The sequence below is a fragment of the Cryptosporangium sp. NPDC048952 genome, from assembly GCF_043197895.1.
GTDB lineage: Bacteria > Actinomycetota > Actinomycetes > Mycobacteriales > Cryptosporangiaceae > Cryptosporangium.
In genome coordinates, this window is sequence record NZ_JBICTY010000003.1 from 1,052,507 (window position 1) to 1,068,899 (window position 16,393).

Sequence of the window (16,393 nt, forward strand, 5' to 3'; positions counted from 1 at the left end):
ATGAAGAGATATTGAGCACCCGCGCCAGGGCTTGACGTCCGGCTAGATTCGAGCGCCGAGCCGTTCCGCGATGGCGCCCTCCGGCAATTAGGCGCGAGCCACCGGAGGCGTTCCCGCATCACGTCGGGGCACAAATTACCTGTTCAGTGACCGCCCTAGCGGTGGGCGGTTTCCGTGGCGTAGCGGCCCGCACAGCGGCCGGAAACGGCATCACGCGCGAGCCCGATCACACACGAATCGAGTTGGGAAAAATTGTTACGGACGAATTCCGGAATTGCTATTGACACCCCGCCGGTGCGGAGCGTCCATGGACGTAGCGCGAAACACCGACCCCCCGCCCGCACCAATTCGCGCCACATTCCCCGGTCGCGGGAAATGTCATCGCGGGCACCCGTGGAATTCGTTTCCGTCCGGAGGTATGTCATGTCCATCGAACTCACCGGCAACGCCGTGGCCGTTGCTGCCGAACTGAACGACCGGCCCGACGGGGCCACCGTCGGCGAGCTGGCCGACCAGCTGCGCCTGTCCACCCGGGCTGTCAGCACCGCACTGAAAGAACTGGCTGCCGTCGATGTCGTCACCCGCACCACCGGCGGCACGGATGACAGCGGTAAGAAACTGCCCGACCGGTGGACGCCCACCGTGGACGAGCCCGGCACCGACCCGGCCGATACCCCCGCACCCGACGACACCCCCACCGCCGACGACACCCCCACCGCCGACGACACCCCCACCGCCGACGACACCCCCACCGCCGACGACACCCCCACCGCCGACGACACCGCACCGGCGTCCGACACGACCCCGGACACCGACTCGGCCGACACCGCCGACGGTGGCACGGACGGCGACCCGGCGGACGGTGACCCGGCCCCCGACAACGAGGGGGACCAGGAGGACGACGACGAGCCGGACATGCGGGTGCTGCTGGTGGCCGATTTCCTCCGCAGGCGCGCGGCCAAGCGCCCAATTTCCACTGACTACGTCACGCAGAAAACCGGTCTGAAAGCCGCCGTGGCGAAAGTTATTCTCGCGTCGATGGAACTGGCCGGGGCCGCTGTGCGCACCACCGGCCAGGGCCAGAACGGACAGGAGGACCTGTGGCAGCTCGGCGAGGCCGACCCGGCCACCGTCGTGGTGCAGGACGGCCCGATCATGTGCGAGTGCAAATGTGGACACCGCCACCGCCGGGGCGGCGGCCCGAACACCGCCACGCGCACCCGTTCGGCCACGCCCGGCACCAACGGCGACGGACAGCGGGCACTGGCCCCCGGTGAGTTGACACGGATGGTGCTCGCCATGGTCAACGAAAACCCCGACGTCGAATGGACGGCCGGAATGATGGCTAAGGAGATGAACCGCTCGTCCGGCGCCATCGGCAACAACTTCGGCCGCCTCATCCGGGACGGACTCGTGGCCATGGTCGACACCGAGGGCAAAATCGTCACGGCACTGCCGCAGCCCGACGCCGACCCCGCCACCGACAGCGACTCGGCCGACACCGACTCGGCGGACGGCACCACCGAATAGCCCGCACCGCCCGACGCCCCGCACAGGCCCTCACCGGCCTGTGCGGGGCGTCGTCGTGCGCGCCCGGCCGTCCGGCAGACCCCGACCCGGGTCGGGGGTCGGAGTCGGGGTCGGGGGTGCGTTCCCGCCCGCCGTCCCGGTGGGCGGTGTCGCGGACCGGTGCGCACCCCCGGGGCGGCCCGGTCTGTGGGTGCCGACCGGGGCGCGCGCCATCACAACCCGCCGGGGCCGCACACCGACGCTGCGACGGTTCCCGCCGGGTGCGGGTGCCCCGGTGGTGCCGCACGACGGCCCCCGTCCGTGACATGACACGGCGCACGGGCGCCGTGACATGACACGGCGCACGGGCGTCGGTGAGCGACCGGTGAAACCGGCCCGTCGGCACCGGGTGCCCCGCCGCGTACCGGTGCTGAGCGGTCTGCTGACGCGCGAATCCGGCCGCCCGCGACACCAGGCCACACCGGCGAATCCCGGTCCGCAGAATGCGTTTCGCGTACTCCCTCGCGATCGGACTCCGGATCGGACTCGGCCGCCCTCCGGCCGCCGGCCTGGGGTTGGAGTCGTGCCCTGTCTCCCGCGCGGGTCGAGCGGTGTTCTGGCCGGTCAAGGGGGCGCTACCGGCGGGCTTGACCCCTTCATCCGGGCCGACAGCATCAGATGTGGCACCCCGGCCACCCGGGGCACCACACCGACCGGCCCGGGGGCCTCCCTCCGGGCACCATGCGTGTCAGAATTTTAAGGAGTAAGGGAATGCCTCCCACCCGCAAACGACGCGGACGCCGCGAACTCACCGACGAGGAACTCGCCGCGATCCGCGAACGCAACGAACAGCTCCTCGACCACGCCGAGGAAGCCCTGCACGACCCCGCCGAGGTCGCCGACCGGCTCCGGACCGTCCTCGCGACGGGCTCTACCGGATCGCTGCTGCACTACTCGCTGCGCAACCTAATCCTGCTCACCCAGCAAGCCGAGGAACGCGGCATCGACCTGACCGAAGTCGACACCGGCAAGGGCTGGAGGACCCGGGGACGCCACATCCTCCCCGGCGAACGCGCCCTCTACCTCACCCAGCCCACCAGCGACCCCAAGGGACAGGACGGCGAGACCTCCGGCGGGGACGCGGGCGAGTCCGCCGCCAGTAGCGGAGGGTCCGACGGAACCGAGGAGGGGGCGCGTCGTCCCCGGTTCCGGATGTCGCCGCGCTTCGACCTCTCCCAAACCGGCGACCTGCCGCACATCGGCACCGAGGACCCGGAGAACCCGGCCCCGTGCGTCCACTGCGCAGCGCCCGCCGACCAGCCGTGTATGGCCGAGTGCGACTGCGCGTACTGCCAGGCCTCGCGCGCGGCGGTGACGACCACGGAGCCGGGCGAGACCATCTGGGCCAGCCTCGTAATCCAGATCGAGCGCGAGGGCTACACCTTCGACTGGCCCGCGGACCCGCAGCACCTCGGCGAGAGTTACCCCCGAAATCTCGCAGTCGCCGATCACGACACTCGCGCGCTGCACGTGGCCCCGGATGCGAGCGCTGCGGACCCCGACGCGCTCGCCGCTATCACTGTCGCGCTGGCCGACATCCTCACCCAGCCCCGGGAAGAAGCCGAGACCGGCGACGTTACCGACCTCGGCGACGGTGACGGGCGGTGAGCCGCCGCCCGTCGGAGGAGTTCCTCGCCGCACTGGTCGTCACCGCCGTCGAGCACGGCGGCTACGGCTGGTTCACGGTGACCGACTTCCAGTGCCCGCAGGACGATCCGGAAGGGACCTACGCCGTGATCGATGCTCCGGACAGCGACCTGCGCCGCACCCGCATCGACCCGCGAGTGATGGACAAGGGGCTCGCGATCATCCGGCGCGCCACCGGGCGTCTGCCCGACGTCCCCACTCCACCCGACCACCCCATCTACCACCACCGCGACACCGGCGAACCGCTCTACATCTCCCACGGGCAGCGGCACAAAATCCTCCTCGCCGCGCGCCGCGACGACGCCGGGCAACTCGACATCGTCGACGCCCTCGCCGTCCTGGAGATCGCGCTCTTCGGCGCCGTTCTCTGCACCTGACACCCGGTAACCCCTTTTCACGGCGCTCGTGGTGCCGCTTCCGATCCGGAGCGGCACCGCGGGCGCCGATCCGCACTTTGCGTCCGGTGGCGGGCCACCGGCGCACCGGAGATCCTCGCGGGAGCCCGGACCGTCTCTGCCTTTGCGGGAACCGACTGCCGGTGCGATTCCGAGTGCGGCCCTGGCCGCGCGCCGCCTCCGCAGCACGGGTGCGGCCGGCGCCTTTTGCCTCTCAGCCATTTGCTTAGGGCCTCGTTTCGCGAGGAGGGCGTCTGCGCCCTCACGGGCCTCGGCATGATGAGCTCCGGATGCGTGATCGCGCCCGGACCGACCGGCCCGCGCCGGAGCGGCCGGGACGAGGAGGGAGAGCCCGTGGCAACCGTCCTTGGCCGCCCGGTGCCTTCTGATGTTCCGTTGCGGGAGATCGACGGCGTCCCGTGCACGACCCGGGCCGGTATCGCCCGGCTCGCCGGATGGCCGGAGGGCTGGTCCGCGCACGTCCGCGCGGGCACCGATCCGGCGTTTCCTCGCGCGCTTCCGCGTCGGGCCGGTGGCGCCTACTGGTACCGGCTGCCCGACGTCGAGACCTACCTCGCCGTCCTGGCCGAGCGCGCCCGGCGCAAGAAGCCACCCGCCGCCGAGGCCGGCGATCCGGACGAACTCCTGGACTCCGCCGGAGCGGCCACAGCGCTGCATCTGACCACCGGGACTCTCCGCTCCTACATCCGGCACAGCCGACCGTATTGGACCGGCGAAAAGACCGGCCGCCCCCTTCTCCCGCCACCCGACGAGCAGGAAGAGACCGTGAGCGCCCGAGGCCGCATCCAGGTACGCCGCTACTGGTTCCGGCGGACTCTCGCCGCGCATCAAGGCACGCGACCGGGTCGCGGAACGGGAGCCGGTCGCCCGCGCACACGGCGCGACCACAGCGGCGCCGAGTAGGAACGAATCTCCGCGCCGGTTCGTACAGCGCTATAGCGCGAGCGGAACGCCGCATTTTCGATGCATTGAACACACAGGTCAGGCCATGAACCGAGAGTGTTCAAATGCTCTAGTCGGCCTCTCCAGAATTGCACTAATGCGGACAATAGAAATTGCCAGCCGAAAGTGTTTTATTCGACTTGGCAAGTAATTCGTTGCTTGATCGCTCCGATTCATTCTGAATGAATTGTGGCATCACCCGCTATTTCGATTGATGCCGACAGTTAGCCATTTCGGGCGAGTCCGAGGTCATTAGGCTCCGAATGCGCGCGTTTCGTGGCATCGATTGAATCGATGGCGAAGGAGCCACACTGTCATGCACCCCGCGCGTATTGCTGAACCGGAGGTTTGGGACTGGCGTACCTCGCTGGTCGCCCTCCGCCCCGCCGCCCCGGCGGACAACACACCGCTGCTCGTCGAAATCTCTCCCACAGCCACCGGCGGCCTGCACCTGCGGCGCGCCGACATCGAGCCCGACCGGTGGCGCCGCAGCGGTGTCCCCGGCGTGCTCGCCGACCTCGAACACCGCATCGCAGCCGACCCCTGGCCGTTCTGCCACATCCGTGGGTACGCGCTGCTGCACAGCAACGGCCAGCACCTGCGGGCGGCCGACCGCACCGGACACGTCCTCGCCGTCGACCACACTCCCGGCTCCCCGCCCTGGGCAGGAATCGCCGCACCCACCACCCCGCTCCAACCCGCCGTCGAGGCCCTGCGCGGACTCGCGCTAGCGCTCAACGGCATCGAACCCGAAGCCCGCGCCGTCCGCGCGGCCGACGCCGCACAACTCACCGCGCAACTCACCGCGCGGCGACCCGAGGCGGTCGATGCGCCCGCACCCAGCCTCCTGATCGCCGACGCTGACTCGCTCGGCGACGCCCGCGCCATCGCCACCTACGCCCGCGCCGCAGGCGTCCCCCTCGACGTCGTGACACCGCACGCACTCGACGTCCGCGGCTGGCAGACCGCTCCGCTGATCCTGCTCGACGCCGCACACCCCTCGGTCCGCGATGTGGCCGCCCGCATGCCCGTCCGACCTGGCCTGATCCTCCTGGGCGAACTCCTCGACGGCGATCCGCGCCACAACCTCACGCTGTTCGATGCCTGGCGGGTCCTCGGCGCCGAGGAGATCGTGGCGTGGCCCCGGGAACGCATCTGGCTGCAGCTACGCCTCGAAGAGGCCGACCGGGCAGCCCGTGCCGCCCTCCGGAACACCCAGCCGTGACCGGAACCCACTCGCGATGGCCCGGCGCTCGCCTCACAGCGAGCGTCGGGCTCGCGCTCGGCGCCGGACTCCTCACCGGCCTGGCCCTGACCCGCCCGCGACTCCGGCGCCTCCAGAACGACAACCGCCGCCACCAGCGCGACCTCCGGCACTGGGAATGGCGCGCCCACCACGACCCCCTCACCGGCCTGCTCAACCGCGCAGGCCTCAACCGGCACCTCGACGAACACGACGGCCAGCTCGGCACCGTCGTGCTCATCGACCTGGATGAGTTCAAGCCACTCAACGACACCCACGGCCACCGCGCCGGAGACGCCCTCCTGACCGTCCTCGGACAACGCCTCGCCCGCGCCGCCACCAGCACTCGGGGACTCGCCGCGCGCCTCGGCGGAGACGAATTCCTCCTCGCCCTCCCGCCGGCCACTCCCGCCTCCGACGTCGAGGCGATCCTCGACACCCTCACCACCGCCACCGGGTTGATGGTGGGTGAGCTCATCGTGGACATCCGTCCGGCGCTCTCGGCCGGACTCGCCCGGCGCAACGGCCACTCCTGGACCGACACCCTCCACCACGCCGACCTCGCCCTGTATGCCGCCAAACGCGAGCCGCACCGCAGGCTCGCGCTCTACACACCGCACATGCGCCGCGCTGGTGCGAGCCAGCCGCCCCGGCGGCTCCGCGATGCCCGCCGCCCCTGAGATCCCTACTCGCCAGGTTTGCCGACAGGGGGTCTGACTCCGACGCGTGATCCACCCCGCTACGCGATACGCCGTCCCCGAGCCCGGGAGGCCAGTGTTGTTCACTGGCCTCCCGGCCTCATGACGAGGCCTGACGCCCGGCAGGCCGCGCGGTCGGCAGGTCAGCGGGCCTCGCTTCGCCGACTTCGAGCGTCGCGACGTTCAGCCACACGACGGTGATCTCCCCGGCCTCACCCCCCTCAACGGTCGGGTAGGTCCGGGGCTGCCCGTTGTGCAGATCGCGCCCAGGGCGCGTCAGGGCGTCCTCGGCGGAGCGGGCATCAAGGCAGAGACGCCGGACAGCGCCGTCGATGCGCACCCACACGAGGTAGGGCCGGAGCCCGCCTTCGTAGTCACTCATCTCCGCATTATGACGAACGCATGTTCGATGAACGGTCATGTGTGGCGGATGGGCCAGGCTGGCTGTTCGAGCCCAGCACTGCGGCGGCATCACGTTCGACGATTCACGCCTCCGCATCGTCTCGGCGCGCTGTCGTGCGCAGCGCTGCCAGCACCTCGGCAGAGGGCGGCAGCCGCCACCCGGTCTCCCACGGCGGTCGGAGCCAGGCCAGGCGCCCCGCGCTCACGGTGGACGGCGGGAGCGTCACCCAGGACCCCGCTCCGTGCAGGACAATTCGGCCGACGGCCGTTCCGAGCCACAGGGCTTCGTCGATCACCAGCGGCGCGCTGAACAACTGGTGCTCTCCGGACGGGTAGGCCAGGACCGGGGCGGGGTGACCGCTGGCCTCCAGATGACCGGCGAGCACGTCGATCACCTCCGGCGGCCCCGCGAGTACCGTCGCCGACAGGGCACCGGTCGGCATCATCACGGCATATCCATGCGCATGCCACCATCCGGTGACCTGCGCCGGATGGGCGGCGCGCACGCCTGCCTCCGGTCGGCACCGGCCCGGCGCGGTCGCGTCGACCGGGTGCGGTCCCTTCAGGTCGCAGTGCGGCCGTCCGCACCGGTAGGTGCGGCTCTGCGGATTCCAGTAGGCCCCCGGGGTGACGGACCACCCTGCCGACAGGTATTCCTCGGCGGCCTCGGCCAGCGGGACGCGCCGATGCTGCGGCCCCCTTCCGGCCCGCGCGGGGCGCGCAATGACCGCAACGTCCTTCCTCGGTTCCACGGTGACCTTTCCAGCGGGAAGCACATCCCGCGCGTTCGGTGTCTCTCGAACCACGGACAGTGACCGTGGGCGGTGCGCTCGGACGGGACTGCGAGGACGGCAGGCGTCCTCGACGACGCGGGTTAGGAAGAGTGCAGGTACTGGTTCGCGGCGTTACGGGTCTCGGCCGACACCTCGGCGGCCAGGGAGTCAAAGAGCCGGTGTTCCAGATGACGCAGCGTGTTGCGCACTGCATCGGGCCGCTTCTGGCCCGCTTGGATGCGCATGGCTTCGCGGTAGAGGTATTCGTTGAGTGGGTCGTGGGCGATGGCCTCATCGAGGACATCCAGGGCCGTGTCGGGGTGGCCGGGTTCGAGCAGATGCGCGAGGCGCACAGCGGCGTCGATCGCGCGGCTGCGATACTCCTCCCGGTACGGGTCTAGCCACAGCTGGTCGACGCCCTCGGCGAACTCACCTCGGTAGAGGCCGAAGGCTCGGCGCAGCGCGCCCATGCGGCCGGTGTCCTCGTCGACCGTCGTGGCGTTCTTCAGCGCGGTGTGGAAGTTCCATACGTCGACGGTGATCACGGCGGGGTCGAGGCGGTAGATCCCGTTGGCGTGGATGACGAACGCAGGTTGGTCTCCGCCATCGGGGACGGCGGTGCGCAGACGGCTGCGCAGGCTGGTGATGCCGGTCCGGACCCGGGCCTTGATGGCGGTGGGGTCGCCGTCGGGTGCCAGGACGGTGGAGAGTTGGTCGAGGGTGCGTCCGTCGGGGTGGACGGTGAGCGTGGCGGCCAGGACGTAGGAGGCCGACCGGATCCCGCTGATCGTGTCTCCGGTCGCGGCAATGATGAAGCGGGGACGGCCGAATAGTCGCAGCTCGATCGGCGCGTTGGTCGCCTCTTCACGGGTGGGTGTGGAGTCGGCGGGGGCCGGCGGGGTCGCCTCGCGGAAGGGTTCGTTCTGCCGCGGTGCGGTGGAGGTCGTGCTGGTGGGTGTGGGCTCGGGATCTGGTGGGGCTGGTTGCGTCGTAGTGCTCGTGTCAGCAGGTTGCGCGCGGAACGCGGAGAACAGCTCAGGTTCCGGCGGCCCGAACTGGATGACGGCGGGTGGCGTGGTGGTGAGCAGGTCGAGGACGGCGGCTAAGTCGTCCTCGGTGAGGGTGGAGAACCGGGCTCCCGACCGTGCGGATCGAATGGGGTGAGCCGGGCTGTAGATGCCGGACAGGGCGGGGTGCGCGGTGGTGGTTGCGCGGGTCGAGCCGTTGAGGGCCGTGCCGTCAGCGGTGACCAGGTAGGCGGGTGCGGGCGCGGTGGTGTTCAGGAGGATCGCGCCGACTTGATAGCGGTGCCCGGTCCGCAGGGCCTGGCGAATGATACGGACGTGTGCTTCGCCGAGTCCGGCCACCAGCAGTAGCAGCGGTGGCGGGTCGGGTTCAGCCAGGTCTTCTGGCGGCGGGGTTGGCGTTCCGGGCGGGCCGGTTAGGTCGGCGCGGACCGGGTCGAGCAGCGCGCGGCGCGACGCGAGCTGGGCGCCCCAGTACTCGATCGCCTCGGTCAGAGTCTCGCTGACGTGAACCGGAAGCAGGGTCGGGAGCGCCCGGCCGTGAGGCAGGAGCGCGGTGAGGGTCGCGGTCGTGGTGATGATCGTGTAGCGGTGGGTTTCTTGCGCGGCGGTGGCGTTGCCGGTCAGCGCGGCGGCGAGGATCGCGCGACCGGCCGGGATGGCTCCGGGGCCGTGCAGGGCCGCGCCGATCGCGCTGAGCGTTTTAAGGCTGACCGGCCCACCACCGGACGCAGCGGCCACGCTCGCGTCCGCCGGACCCGTCGGTGTCCAGTCGTCGTCGTCTTCGTCGGCGGCCCGCTGTGGTCGTTCGCCGACGCGCACCGTGAGTTTCTTCGGCGGTTCCTCGGCGCGGGCGGGCGGCTCGGTGTCGGTGCGTGCGGCGCTGCGGGCGGCGGTCTCCAGCGCGGCCACGGTGATCGACACGGGTGTCGGCTCGACGTCGGCGGGGTCGTCCGGGATGGGCCAGCGAGGCTTGTAGCCGCGTCGCCGGTGCAGCCGTAACGCCAGCAGCAGAGACGACACGGCTGCCGCGACGCCGGTAGCGACCCACACCCCGGAGGGCAACACCACACCGTCCTCCCGTTCAGCCTCAGCAGGAGCCGATGACGATGACGATGGCGACGGGGATGGCGACGGGGCTGACGACGCGGAAGGGGCCGGGACCGCTCCGGGCGCCGGCGCAGGCGCGCTCGAGCCCGCAGCCGACGGCGCACTCGGCCGCGCCGGTGCCACGCCGTCATCGCCCGGATGCGGAGTCGGCGCTTCGGCCGGTGGCGGCGTCGCCGGACGCGACGGGCTACCCATGCTAGGCGGCGTCGCCGGTGTGCGCGGGGTCGCCGGGCTGGTCGGACCGGGCGTCACCGGGGCCGGGGTCGCTGGCGCGGTGGGTGCCGGGGTCGCCGGTGCGGGGGGTTCCGGTGGGGTGGGTGCCGGTCGTGCGGGGGTGGGCGCGGTCGGCCGGATGGGCTGGGTGGTGCCGGTGGCGTGCGGTCGGGCGCCTCGGTCGCGGGCGTCGGCGGGCAGCACCAGGCGTTGCCCCGGCCGGATCACGTCCGGATCCGGAACGCCACCGAAGCGGCGCAGCTCCGGGTAACGGGTCGCGTCGCCGAGGAACCGGTCGGCGACAGCGGAGAGCCGGTCCCCGTCGGCCACCACGTACACGGCGGCCTCGGCCCCAAGACGCCCGGTGGCATGCCGCTGTGGCCCGTGGTCCACCGCGGTCGTCGGCAGGAGAATGCGCTCCCCGGGCAATAAGAAGTCCGGGTCGGCGCGGGTGTTCTCGGCGGCCAGCCGGGGATAGGCGTTCGGGTCGCCGAGGAACCGCTCGGCGATCGCGCCGAGCTGGTCTCCATCGGCGACCACGTACACCACCCCGGACGCTGCGCGGTCGTTGTCGGCGCCGGAGGTGTTCGTCGTGGTGGTGGCGGTGACCGGATGCGCGACGGCAGCCTGATAGCTCCCGGCCGATCCGAGCAGCGCGATGGCGCTGACGAGCGCGGCGGCCAGCCACTGCTGCGGGCCGAGCAGCGGAATCCGCGGCGCCGGTCGACGGACGAGCGCTGCGGTCATCTCCACCAGCAGGCTCGCGGCCAGGCCGGCCCACGCGAGCCAGCACACCACCGCCAAGACGCCGAAGAAGACACTCCCGTCGTCAGGACTGACCAGCGACTCCCAGACCGACGACCAGGACGGCATCTCGTCGGGCAGACCGAGCGGCACATACCGCAAGAGCAGGAGCGGTGTCGCGACCAGCAGCGCGAGCGTCGCCAGCAACCCGCCGAGTCCGAGCAGCACCCGCCGGACCGGTCCGGGGCGAGGATCGGCCACGGGGCGGATCGCGAACGGGTGCCCAGCCTGCCGCGCGGCCCCCGAGCCGTTCAGCCGGGTCCGATGGTCAGCCACGGCGCGCCACCTGGCCCGGTTGCCCGCTCGCGCCGGGTGGGAGCATGCCGCCCGGCCGGGGCGCCGCCGTGACCGCGCGCGGCGTCTCGCGGGCGCGCATGGCCCGGCGGATGTCCCGTTCGGCGCCGAGCGCCGCGCGGATCAACGGCGACCGCAGCCGGTACGGGCCGCCTCGGCTCAGCGCCGTCGCGGTTTTCACGTCGTACGGCAAGACGGTGATCACCGGTACGCCGAGGTGCTCGGCCACCGACGCCGCGCTGTAGGGGCGCTCGCCGATCAGTAGCACCCCGAGCGTCTGATCGTTGCCGGAACGCTCTCGTAGTTGCCGCTGGAGCAGGCCTACCGCGGACATCGCGGCGCTCACCGAGGTCAGCTCCGACCGGACCACCAGTAGTACCAGCTGCGAGGCCGTCAGCACTGGCCACGGAATGTTGGCGGTGGCGTGCAGCCGCCCGCAGTCAGCGACCACGTCATATCCCGGTTGTCGCTGGCCGAGTTGCTCGAACACCGTGGTCAGCTGCGGCCAGAGCGGAGCGACCATTGCTGACTGCGCCGGATCGGCCAGACCGGGCAGCACGAGCCGCTCGCGGTGCGGCGCGTCCAGGTCGACCAGCTGGCCCCACACCATCTCCGACAACGGCCTCGACGCCGGGGGCTGGCCCGGCCTGGCCGGAGGACCCGGGTGGGTGGGTCCGGCGCGCAGCATCGACAGCGCTAGCGGTGTGAGCCCGAGTTCGCCTTCCATCTCGCCGCGCAGATACCCGGCCCGGACGGTGCCTCCGGCCGGATCGCACTCGGCCAGCACCATGCGCTGCGCGCCCCATGTCAAGGTCATGGCGAGGGCGGTCGTGGTGACGCCGGGCGAGCCGCGCGCGGAGACCAGCGACAGCAACCCCATCAGCGAGCGCCTTGCAGGAGCACGACCAGACGGCCGGCGGCGGCGAGCTTGCCGATGCGCTCGGCATCAGCATCGGCCACCGCCACATACACGACCAGATCGCCGTCGGTCTCCCGGTGACTTCCGCCCCCGACCACTGTGGCATCCCACGGCCCCAGCGCTGCCGCCTCGGCCTCGGCCGCCTTCGCCGCCGACAGCTTCGGGTCCGGCGTCTCGACCAGCAACAGCTTGTCCCCGGGGCGGAGCCGATCAGCGGGCATCCGGCCCGGCTCCAACGCGATCCCCACCTGCCGCTGCCCCTTCACCAACAACGGCTCGCCGGTCACCCCACCCGGCGGCACCAGCTGGCCCTTCCACAACGAGGCCCTGGCGCGCTTGCCGACCACCGCACCCCGGTCCGCAGCACGAACGGCGGGAACCTCACCGGACAGCTGCACGACCTGCAAATCGGCGGCCTGCACCGCCTCCCCAGCCGCAATGTCACGCCGCACCGTCAGATAGCTGTCGGTGCTGGTCACCGCAACGAACGCCACCCCGGCCAGCAGACCGCCTCCGGCGACCATTAATACCGCGACCAGAAGCAGCCGCCGCGAGACCTGCCGCGGACCCCGGCCCTTCGGCGCAGCCACCGGCTCCGTACGCGGCGACGCTCCCACCGAAGGCAACTCCGTTCCCGGCCGGGTCACTGGGTCACCACCTGCAACTCATCAATCCGCACCGTCGTCTCCGTCGACGCCGTCGTCTCGACCACCCCCGACGGCCCACCACCCACCGTCTGCCACGCGACTTCCCACGTCGTGGTCCCAAGCACCGTCCACACCCCACCAGGCTGGCTGCGACTCGACCGGGCATAGACGTAGCCGCAGTCCGGCGACGCCTTCAGTCCTGCGTCTGGGGTGTATGGGGTGCCCGGCCCGTCGCACTCCACGACCCCGCCATCACCCATCTCCCACGACACCGACACCGCGTTCGCTGTCGCTGTCACCGCCAGACCCGTGACTGTCGCTGTCCGAGTGATCGGTCCCCAGGCCTCGGGGGTCTGTGCCGTCCACAACCACACCGGCAACCCCACGAGTCCGCTGCCCCCGGGCGCAGGAGCAATACCGATTTCCGGACCCGAGAGCGGAAGCAACGCGACGGCGCGCTCCGCGACCTCCTCGGCTGTCGCAGGATCGTCGCCGCAGAGCGGCTCGATGTTGCATTCACGCGGGGCCGGGACCGTCGACGGCGCAGGATCCGGTGCCGGTGGCTTCGGCGGATCGCCAGGCTTCTCCACGTCGACCACACAGGTGTCCGGGAGCGGGCAAGTAACCGGCGGATCGTCCGCTCCGTAGGCTGCGATCGGTATCCATAACGAGGTGACGAGTAGGACGACGCCGGCTGCCGCCCGTTGGACAGCGGCGGTCAGCATGCCGTTTTCCGGAGCGGATCGTTCTTGATGACGAGCCACTGGCCGTCGATCAGGCGCACCTCCGCCGCTAGACGGTATTTGGCCAGTTGTCCAGGTGCCTTCACGCTTTCGCCGGTAGAAATGCGCACCGGATTCGACTGCGTTACGTCGAGGCATACGTCGAGAGCGGCCGTCGGCGGCTTTGCGTCCAACCTCAACGACGTGACGTGCGCGGTCCAGGTGGACTTGCCGCGATAGACCACGCCGTACTCCGCGATGTCCTTTATGCCTTTGACTGCCTGCGATAGCAGCGGATCAGCTGCGTATGTCGCGAGCTCGGATGTGTCGTGCGTCTCGGACTGCACAGCTCTGTAGAAGGCCGTCGAGTAGGCATCGTATGCAGCGAGCGCGTCTCGCTGCGCATCCGCTGGGGAGACCGCCGGACTGCCGCTCGACGACGCCGACGGTTCACGGCTTGGTTGTCCGGTATCGCATCCCGCCGCGAGTAGCAGAAGCGTGACGACGCCGACAGCAGCCGTTCGGCGAAGCGGCGTAGATGACGCTCGCTGAGCCGCGCACCGTGACCTGTGACTCCATTGAGTTACTGCTGTCTCCACCAGCCATGCCTTCCCGTGCGACGCAGACGCCCCGCCTCCGCCTGCCTCCACAGTGCCACTACGACAACCCGAAGCGTTACGAAAATAGGCCAACGAAAGCCCTCGGAAACACACAAGATCGTGCGCAAAAACCGACAACTGTCATCGCCGGGCAAGAGGCAGTACGTGTTCGTGAAAGAGCGGGCGTATCGGAGTGTCTACTCAGAACTTCATCAGATACGCATTTCGCAAGCCAAGCGATTTGTTTCTGGCGCTGGAGCCAGTTGCGTGCACGGAAGTGCGGAGATTTACGGACGGTAGCTGATATCGCGCGCTGGTAAGGGCGCGACAGTACGACCGAGGGAGCGCTGGAGAGCCGCCCACAGCACACGGGGTCGTTCGTCGGCAACGTCAGGGTCAGTCAAGTCGCTTCACGGAGAAGCGCGGGGCGTCAATCCCTAACCCTGTTGTCGATGCCTGACTGGGTCGACATGGCCGGGACGGGTGAACGTGAAACCGGGCATGCAGTCGTGTCGCGCCGCAGCCAGAGTCACGGGAGGTCGCGGAGCATGATGTCGAGCAGTGGCGCGGCGGGGCCGGGCGGGCGGTGTACGCCGACGAACTGATATCCCCAGCGCTCGTACATGGCGCGGACGCGTGGGTGATCGTGGGCCACCGCGAGAGACACCCGTTGTTCGGGGCGGTGGAGGATGAGTTCTTCGTGGATGGCGAGCGCTAGTCCTTGCTTCCGCCATGGCCGGCGGACCATCAACTCGAAGATCCCTAGTGTCCGGTGACCGTCTTCCTGGACCAGATCGACGTCGGGCGCGGGCTCGATGTCTTGCCACCAGGTCGTGGTCGGGCGGAGACCCGCACCGTAGACGAAACCGATTGGCTCGTCGGCCTGATACCCGACAACGCATTCCCACCTGGGCGCCTTGATATGGCCGGACAGCCGTTCGCTATACGCGTTCGGGGTGCGGAATGGCTCGTGAAGTCGGTCCGAGTAGACCTCGGCATACACCTCGAGAATGGTGTCGGTGACTTGTGCCGGGTCGATGTAGTGACGTAGCTCGACGGGACCGGTCATGTCAGGCGGAGGCCACGGCGTCGAATCGGGCGACCCAGTCCCGGGCAGCCGGTACCTCGGGCCACTGGGCGATCTCGTCCCGGATTTCCCGAGCTCGGCGAATGACGCGGCCCGAATGGACGGCGGTCATTCTGGACAGGGGCTCTTCAGCGGCCTCAACCGCGGCCTCGACTTCGCGGAGACCAAGACGAGCCTGCGTGAGCATCAGTCCCCGGCTGACGCGGTTTCGTTCCCGGCCTTCGGGGGTGCTGAGCATCGCGCGCTCCGCCAGCTCATTCGCGACCTGATAGCGGCCGAGGCTTCGCGCGGCGTTGCTACCGAATGCGTCGATCTCCGAGTGGTCAACGAAGTTCAACCACAGCGCGGGCGGGTCACTACTGGTGACCTTCTCCAGTGCGTCATGGGCGCGTCCGATCGACCGAGTAGCGGAGCCCTGGTGTCCTTGAACGGCGTACCCCTCCGCGGCCCACCCGTGCATGGCGGCAGCTATCCGGGGCTCGCGCCGTGCGCCTGCTCCGGCCATACCCGCCTGAGCGATGGTGAGTACCTCGCCCCATTTTCCGGCTTCGCTGGCCCGCCAGGCCAAAACGTTCCAGATCTGTGCCTGCAACAGCGGATCGCGGGCCATGGCAGCCACCGTCAGTGCGCGGTCGAGATATCTGCCTGCGGCTTCGCCGTCGGCAGCGTCGATGGCGAACCAGCCCGCCGAAGCGAGATATTCGCCTTGTAGCGCGTAGGCGGCCCGTCGGACCTTCGCTGACATCGTCGCGTTGTCGAGAATCCGGCCCAGTTCGGCGACGACCTCCGCCGCCGCAGGTGCTAGCCGCGCGCCACCCTGCCGCTGGTCAAGAACGCGCAGCTCTTTGAGCGGTTGGCGCAGTCGTTCCAGGTCTGACAGGCCAATCCTAGTCGAGTCACCGAGGTCGGGAATCGCGACTGTAACCGCGCCCAGAGTGCCGGTGATGAGCAGGAAACGTCGTCGATCCATGTCACCCTCCGCATCGGCGATCTTCAGCCTACTTCGCGGTCCCCGATACCCGAAGGGCGGAAGGAATCCCAGCTCCAGAGCGGAACAGCCGAATATCTCTTCCAGCGCGCCACGGTAGTTCGCCCGTGGCCAGAGCGTCTGGCCGGCCAGGAGACGGTAGACCCACCTCTCGGTGGCAGTCGCGTACGACAGCCCCTGCGCACCAGCCCGCGAGCGCGCCTTAAGGACGCGGTTGACCTCCTCGGCGAGGCCCAGTCGAGTGAAGCCCAGCTCGGCCATGCGGGCAGCGAGACGAGCGTTGCGGGCGTGTCCC

15 protein-coding genes are annotated in these 16,393 nt (G+C 70.1%); 6 read left to right on the forward strand and 9 right to left on the reverse strand.

Annotated elements, in window-relative coordinates; translation table 11 throughout:
* Positions 1-423 precede the first annotated feature (423 nt).
* From ACGFY5_RS20935 to ACGFY5_RS20960, 6 genes are all read left to right on the forward strand, one after another.
* Positions 424-1,530, forward strand: coding sequence for a MarR family transcriptional regulator (locus ACGFY5_RS20935; RefSeq protein WP_392722002.1), 1,107 nt, complete (start codon positions 424-426; stop codon positions 1,528-1,530).
* Positions 1,531-2,280: 750 nt separating this feature from the next.
* Complete coding sequence (locus tag ACGFY5_RS20940) at positions 2,281-3,177, forward strand: hypothetical protein (RefSeq protein WP_392722004.1); 897 nt, start codon at positions 2,281-2,283, stop codon at positions 3,175-3,177.
* Positions 3,174-3,593, forward strand: a complete 420-nt coding sequence (locus ACGFY5_RS20945) for a hypothetical protein (protein WP_392722006.1) — start codon at positions 3,174-3,176, stop codon at positions 3,591-3,593. The genes ACGFY5_RS20940 and ACGFY5_RS20945 overlap by 4 nt, the downstream gene beginning before the upstream one ends.
* A gap of 372 nt (positions 3,594-3,965) precedes the next feature.
* Positions 3,966-4,535 carry a hypothetical protein gene (locus tag ACGFY5_RS20950; protein ID WP_392722007.1) on the forward strand — a complete coding sequence of 190 codons (570 nt, stop codon included), beginning with the start codon at positions 3,966-3,968 and terminating at the stop codon, positions 4,533-4,535.
* A gap of 355 nt (positions 4,536-4,890) precedes the next feature.
* Positions 4,891-5,799, forward strand: a complete 909-nt coding sequence (locus tag ACGFY5_RS20955) for a hypothetical protein (RefSeq protein WP_392722008.1) — start codon at positions 4,891-4,893, stop codon at positions 5,797-5,799.
* Positions 5,796-6,497, forward strand: a complete 702-nt coding sequence (locus ACGFY5_RS20960; protein ID WP_392722009.1) for a diguanylate cyclase domain-containing protein — start codon at positions 5,796-5,798, stop codon at positions 6,495-6,497. Before ACGFY5_RS20955 ends, ACGFY5_RS20960 begins: the two co-directional genes overlap by 4 nt.
* Before the next feature lie 118 nt (positions 6,498-6,615).
* On the opposite strand, the gene ACGFY5_RS20965 is transcribed toward ACGFY5_RS20960, so the two are convergent.
* The 9 genes from ACGFY5_RS20965 to ACGFY5_RS21005 form a co-directional block, all read right to left on the reverse strand.
* Positions 6,616-6,897, reverse strand: a complete 282-nt coding sequence (locus ACGFY5_RS20965; protein ID WP_392722011.1) for a hypothetical protein — start codon at positions 6,895-6,897, stop codon at positions 6,616-6,618.
* Positions 6,898-7,000: 103 nt separating this feature from the next.
* The gene (locus ACGFY5_RS20970) at positions 7,001-7,723 is read right to left on the reverse strand and encodes a bifunctional DNA primase/polymerase (RefSeq protein ID WP_392722013.1); all 723 of its coding nucleotides are present in this window, start codon (positions 7,721-7,723) and stop codon (positions 7,001-7,003) included.
* A gap of 68 nt (positions 7,724-7,791) precedes the next feature.
* Positions 7,792-11,118 carry a BTAD domain-containing putative transcriptional regulator gene (locus ACGFY5_RS20975; RefSeq protein ID WP_392722014.1) on the reverse strand — a complete coding sequence of 1,109 codons (3,327 nt, stop codon included), beginning with the start codon at positions 11,116-11,118 and terminating at the stop codon, positions 7,792-7,794.
* The gene (locus ACGFY5_RS20980; RefSeq protein ID WP_392722016.1) at positions 11,111-12,016 is read right to left on the reverse strand and encodes a MinD/ParA family protein; all 906 of its coding nucleotides are present in this window, start codon (positions 12,014-12,016) and stop codon (positions 11,111-11,113) included. The genes ACGFY5_RS20975 and ACGFY5_RS20980 overlap by 8 nt, the downstream gene beginning before the upstream one ends.
* Positions 12,016-12,702: an SAF domain-containing protein gene (locus tag ACGFY5_RS20985; RefSeq protein ID WP_392722018.1), complete on the reverse strand. Its 687-nt coding sequence runs from the start codon at positions 12,700-12,702 to the stop codon at positions 12,016-12,018. Before ACGFY5_RS20985 ends, ACGFY5_RS20980 begins: the two co-directional genes overlap by 1 nt.
* Entirely contained in the window at positions 12,699-13,001 is a 303-nt protein-coding gene (locus ACGFY5_RS20990) for a hypothetical protein (protein WP_392722020.1), read from the reverse strand. The genes ACGFY5_RS20985 and ACGFY5_RS20990 overlap by 4 nt, the downstream gene beginning before the upstream one ends.
* Positions 13,002-13,420: 419 nt before the next feature.
* The gene (locus ACGFY5_RS20995) at positions 13,421-13,771 is read right to left on the reverse strand and encodes a hypothetical protein (protein ID WP_392722021.1); all 351 of its coding nucleotides are present in this window, start codon (positions 13,769-13,771) and stop codon (positions 13,421-13,423) included.
* A gap of 781 nt (positions 13,772-14,552) precedes the next feature.
* Positions 14,553-15,092 (reverse strand): GNAT family N-acetyltransferase, encoded by a 540-nt coding sequence (locus ACGFY5_RS21000; protein WP_392722024.1) that lies wholly within the window; start codon positions 15,090-15,092, stop codon positions 14,553-14,555.
* A 1-nt stretch (position 15,093) separates the two neighbouring features.
* Positions 15,094-16,359, reverse strand: coding sequence for a hypothetical protein (locus ACGFY5_RS21005; RefSeq protein ID WP_392722025.1), 1,266 nt, complete (start codon positions 16,357-16,359; stop codon positions 15,094-15,096).
* Positions 16,360-16,393: the final 34 nt, after the last annotated feature.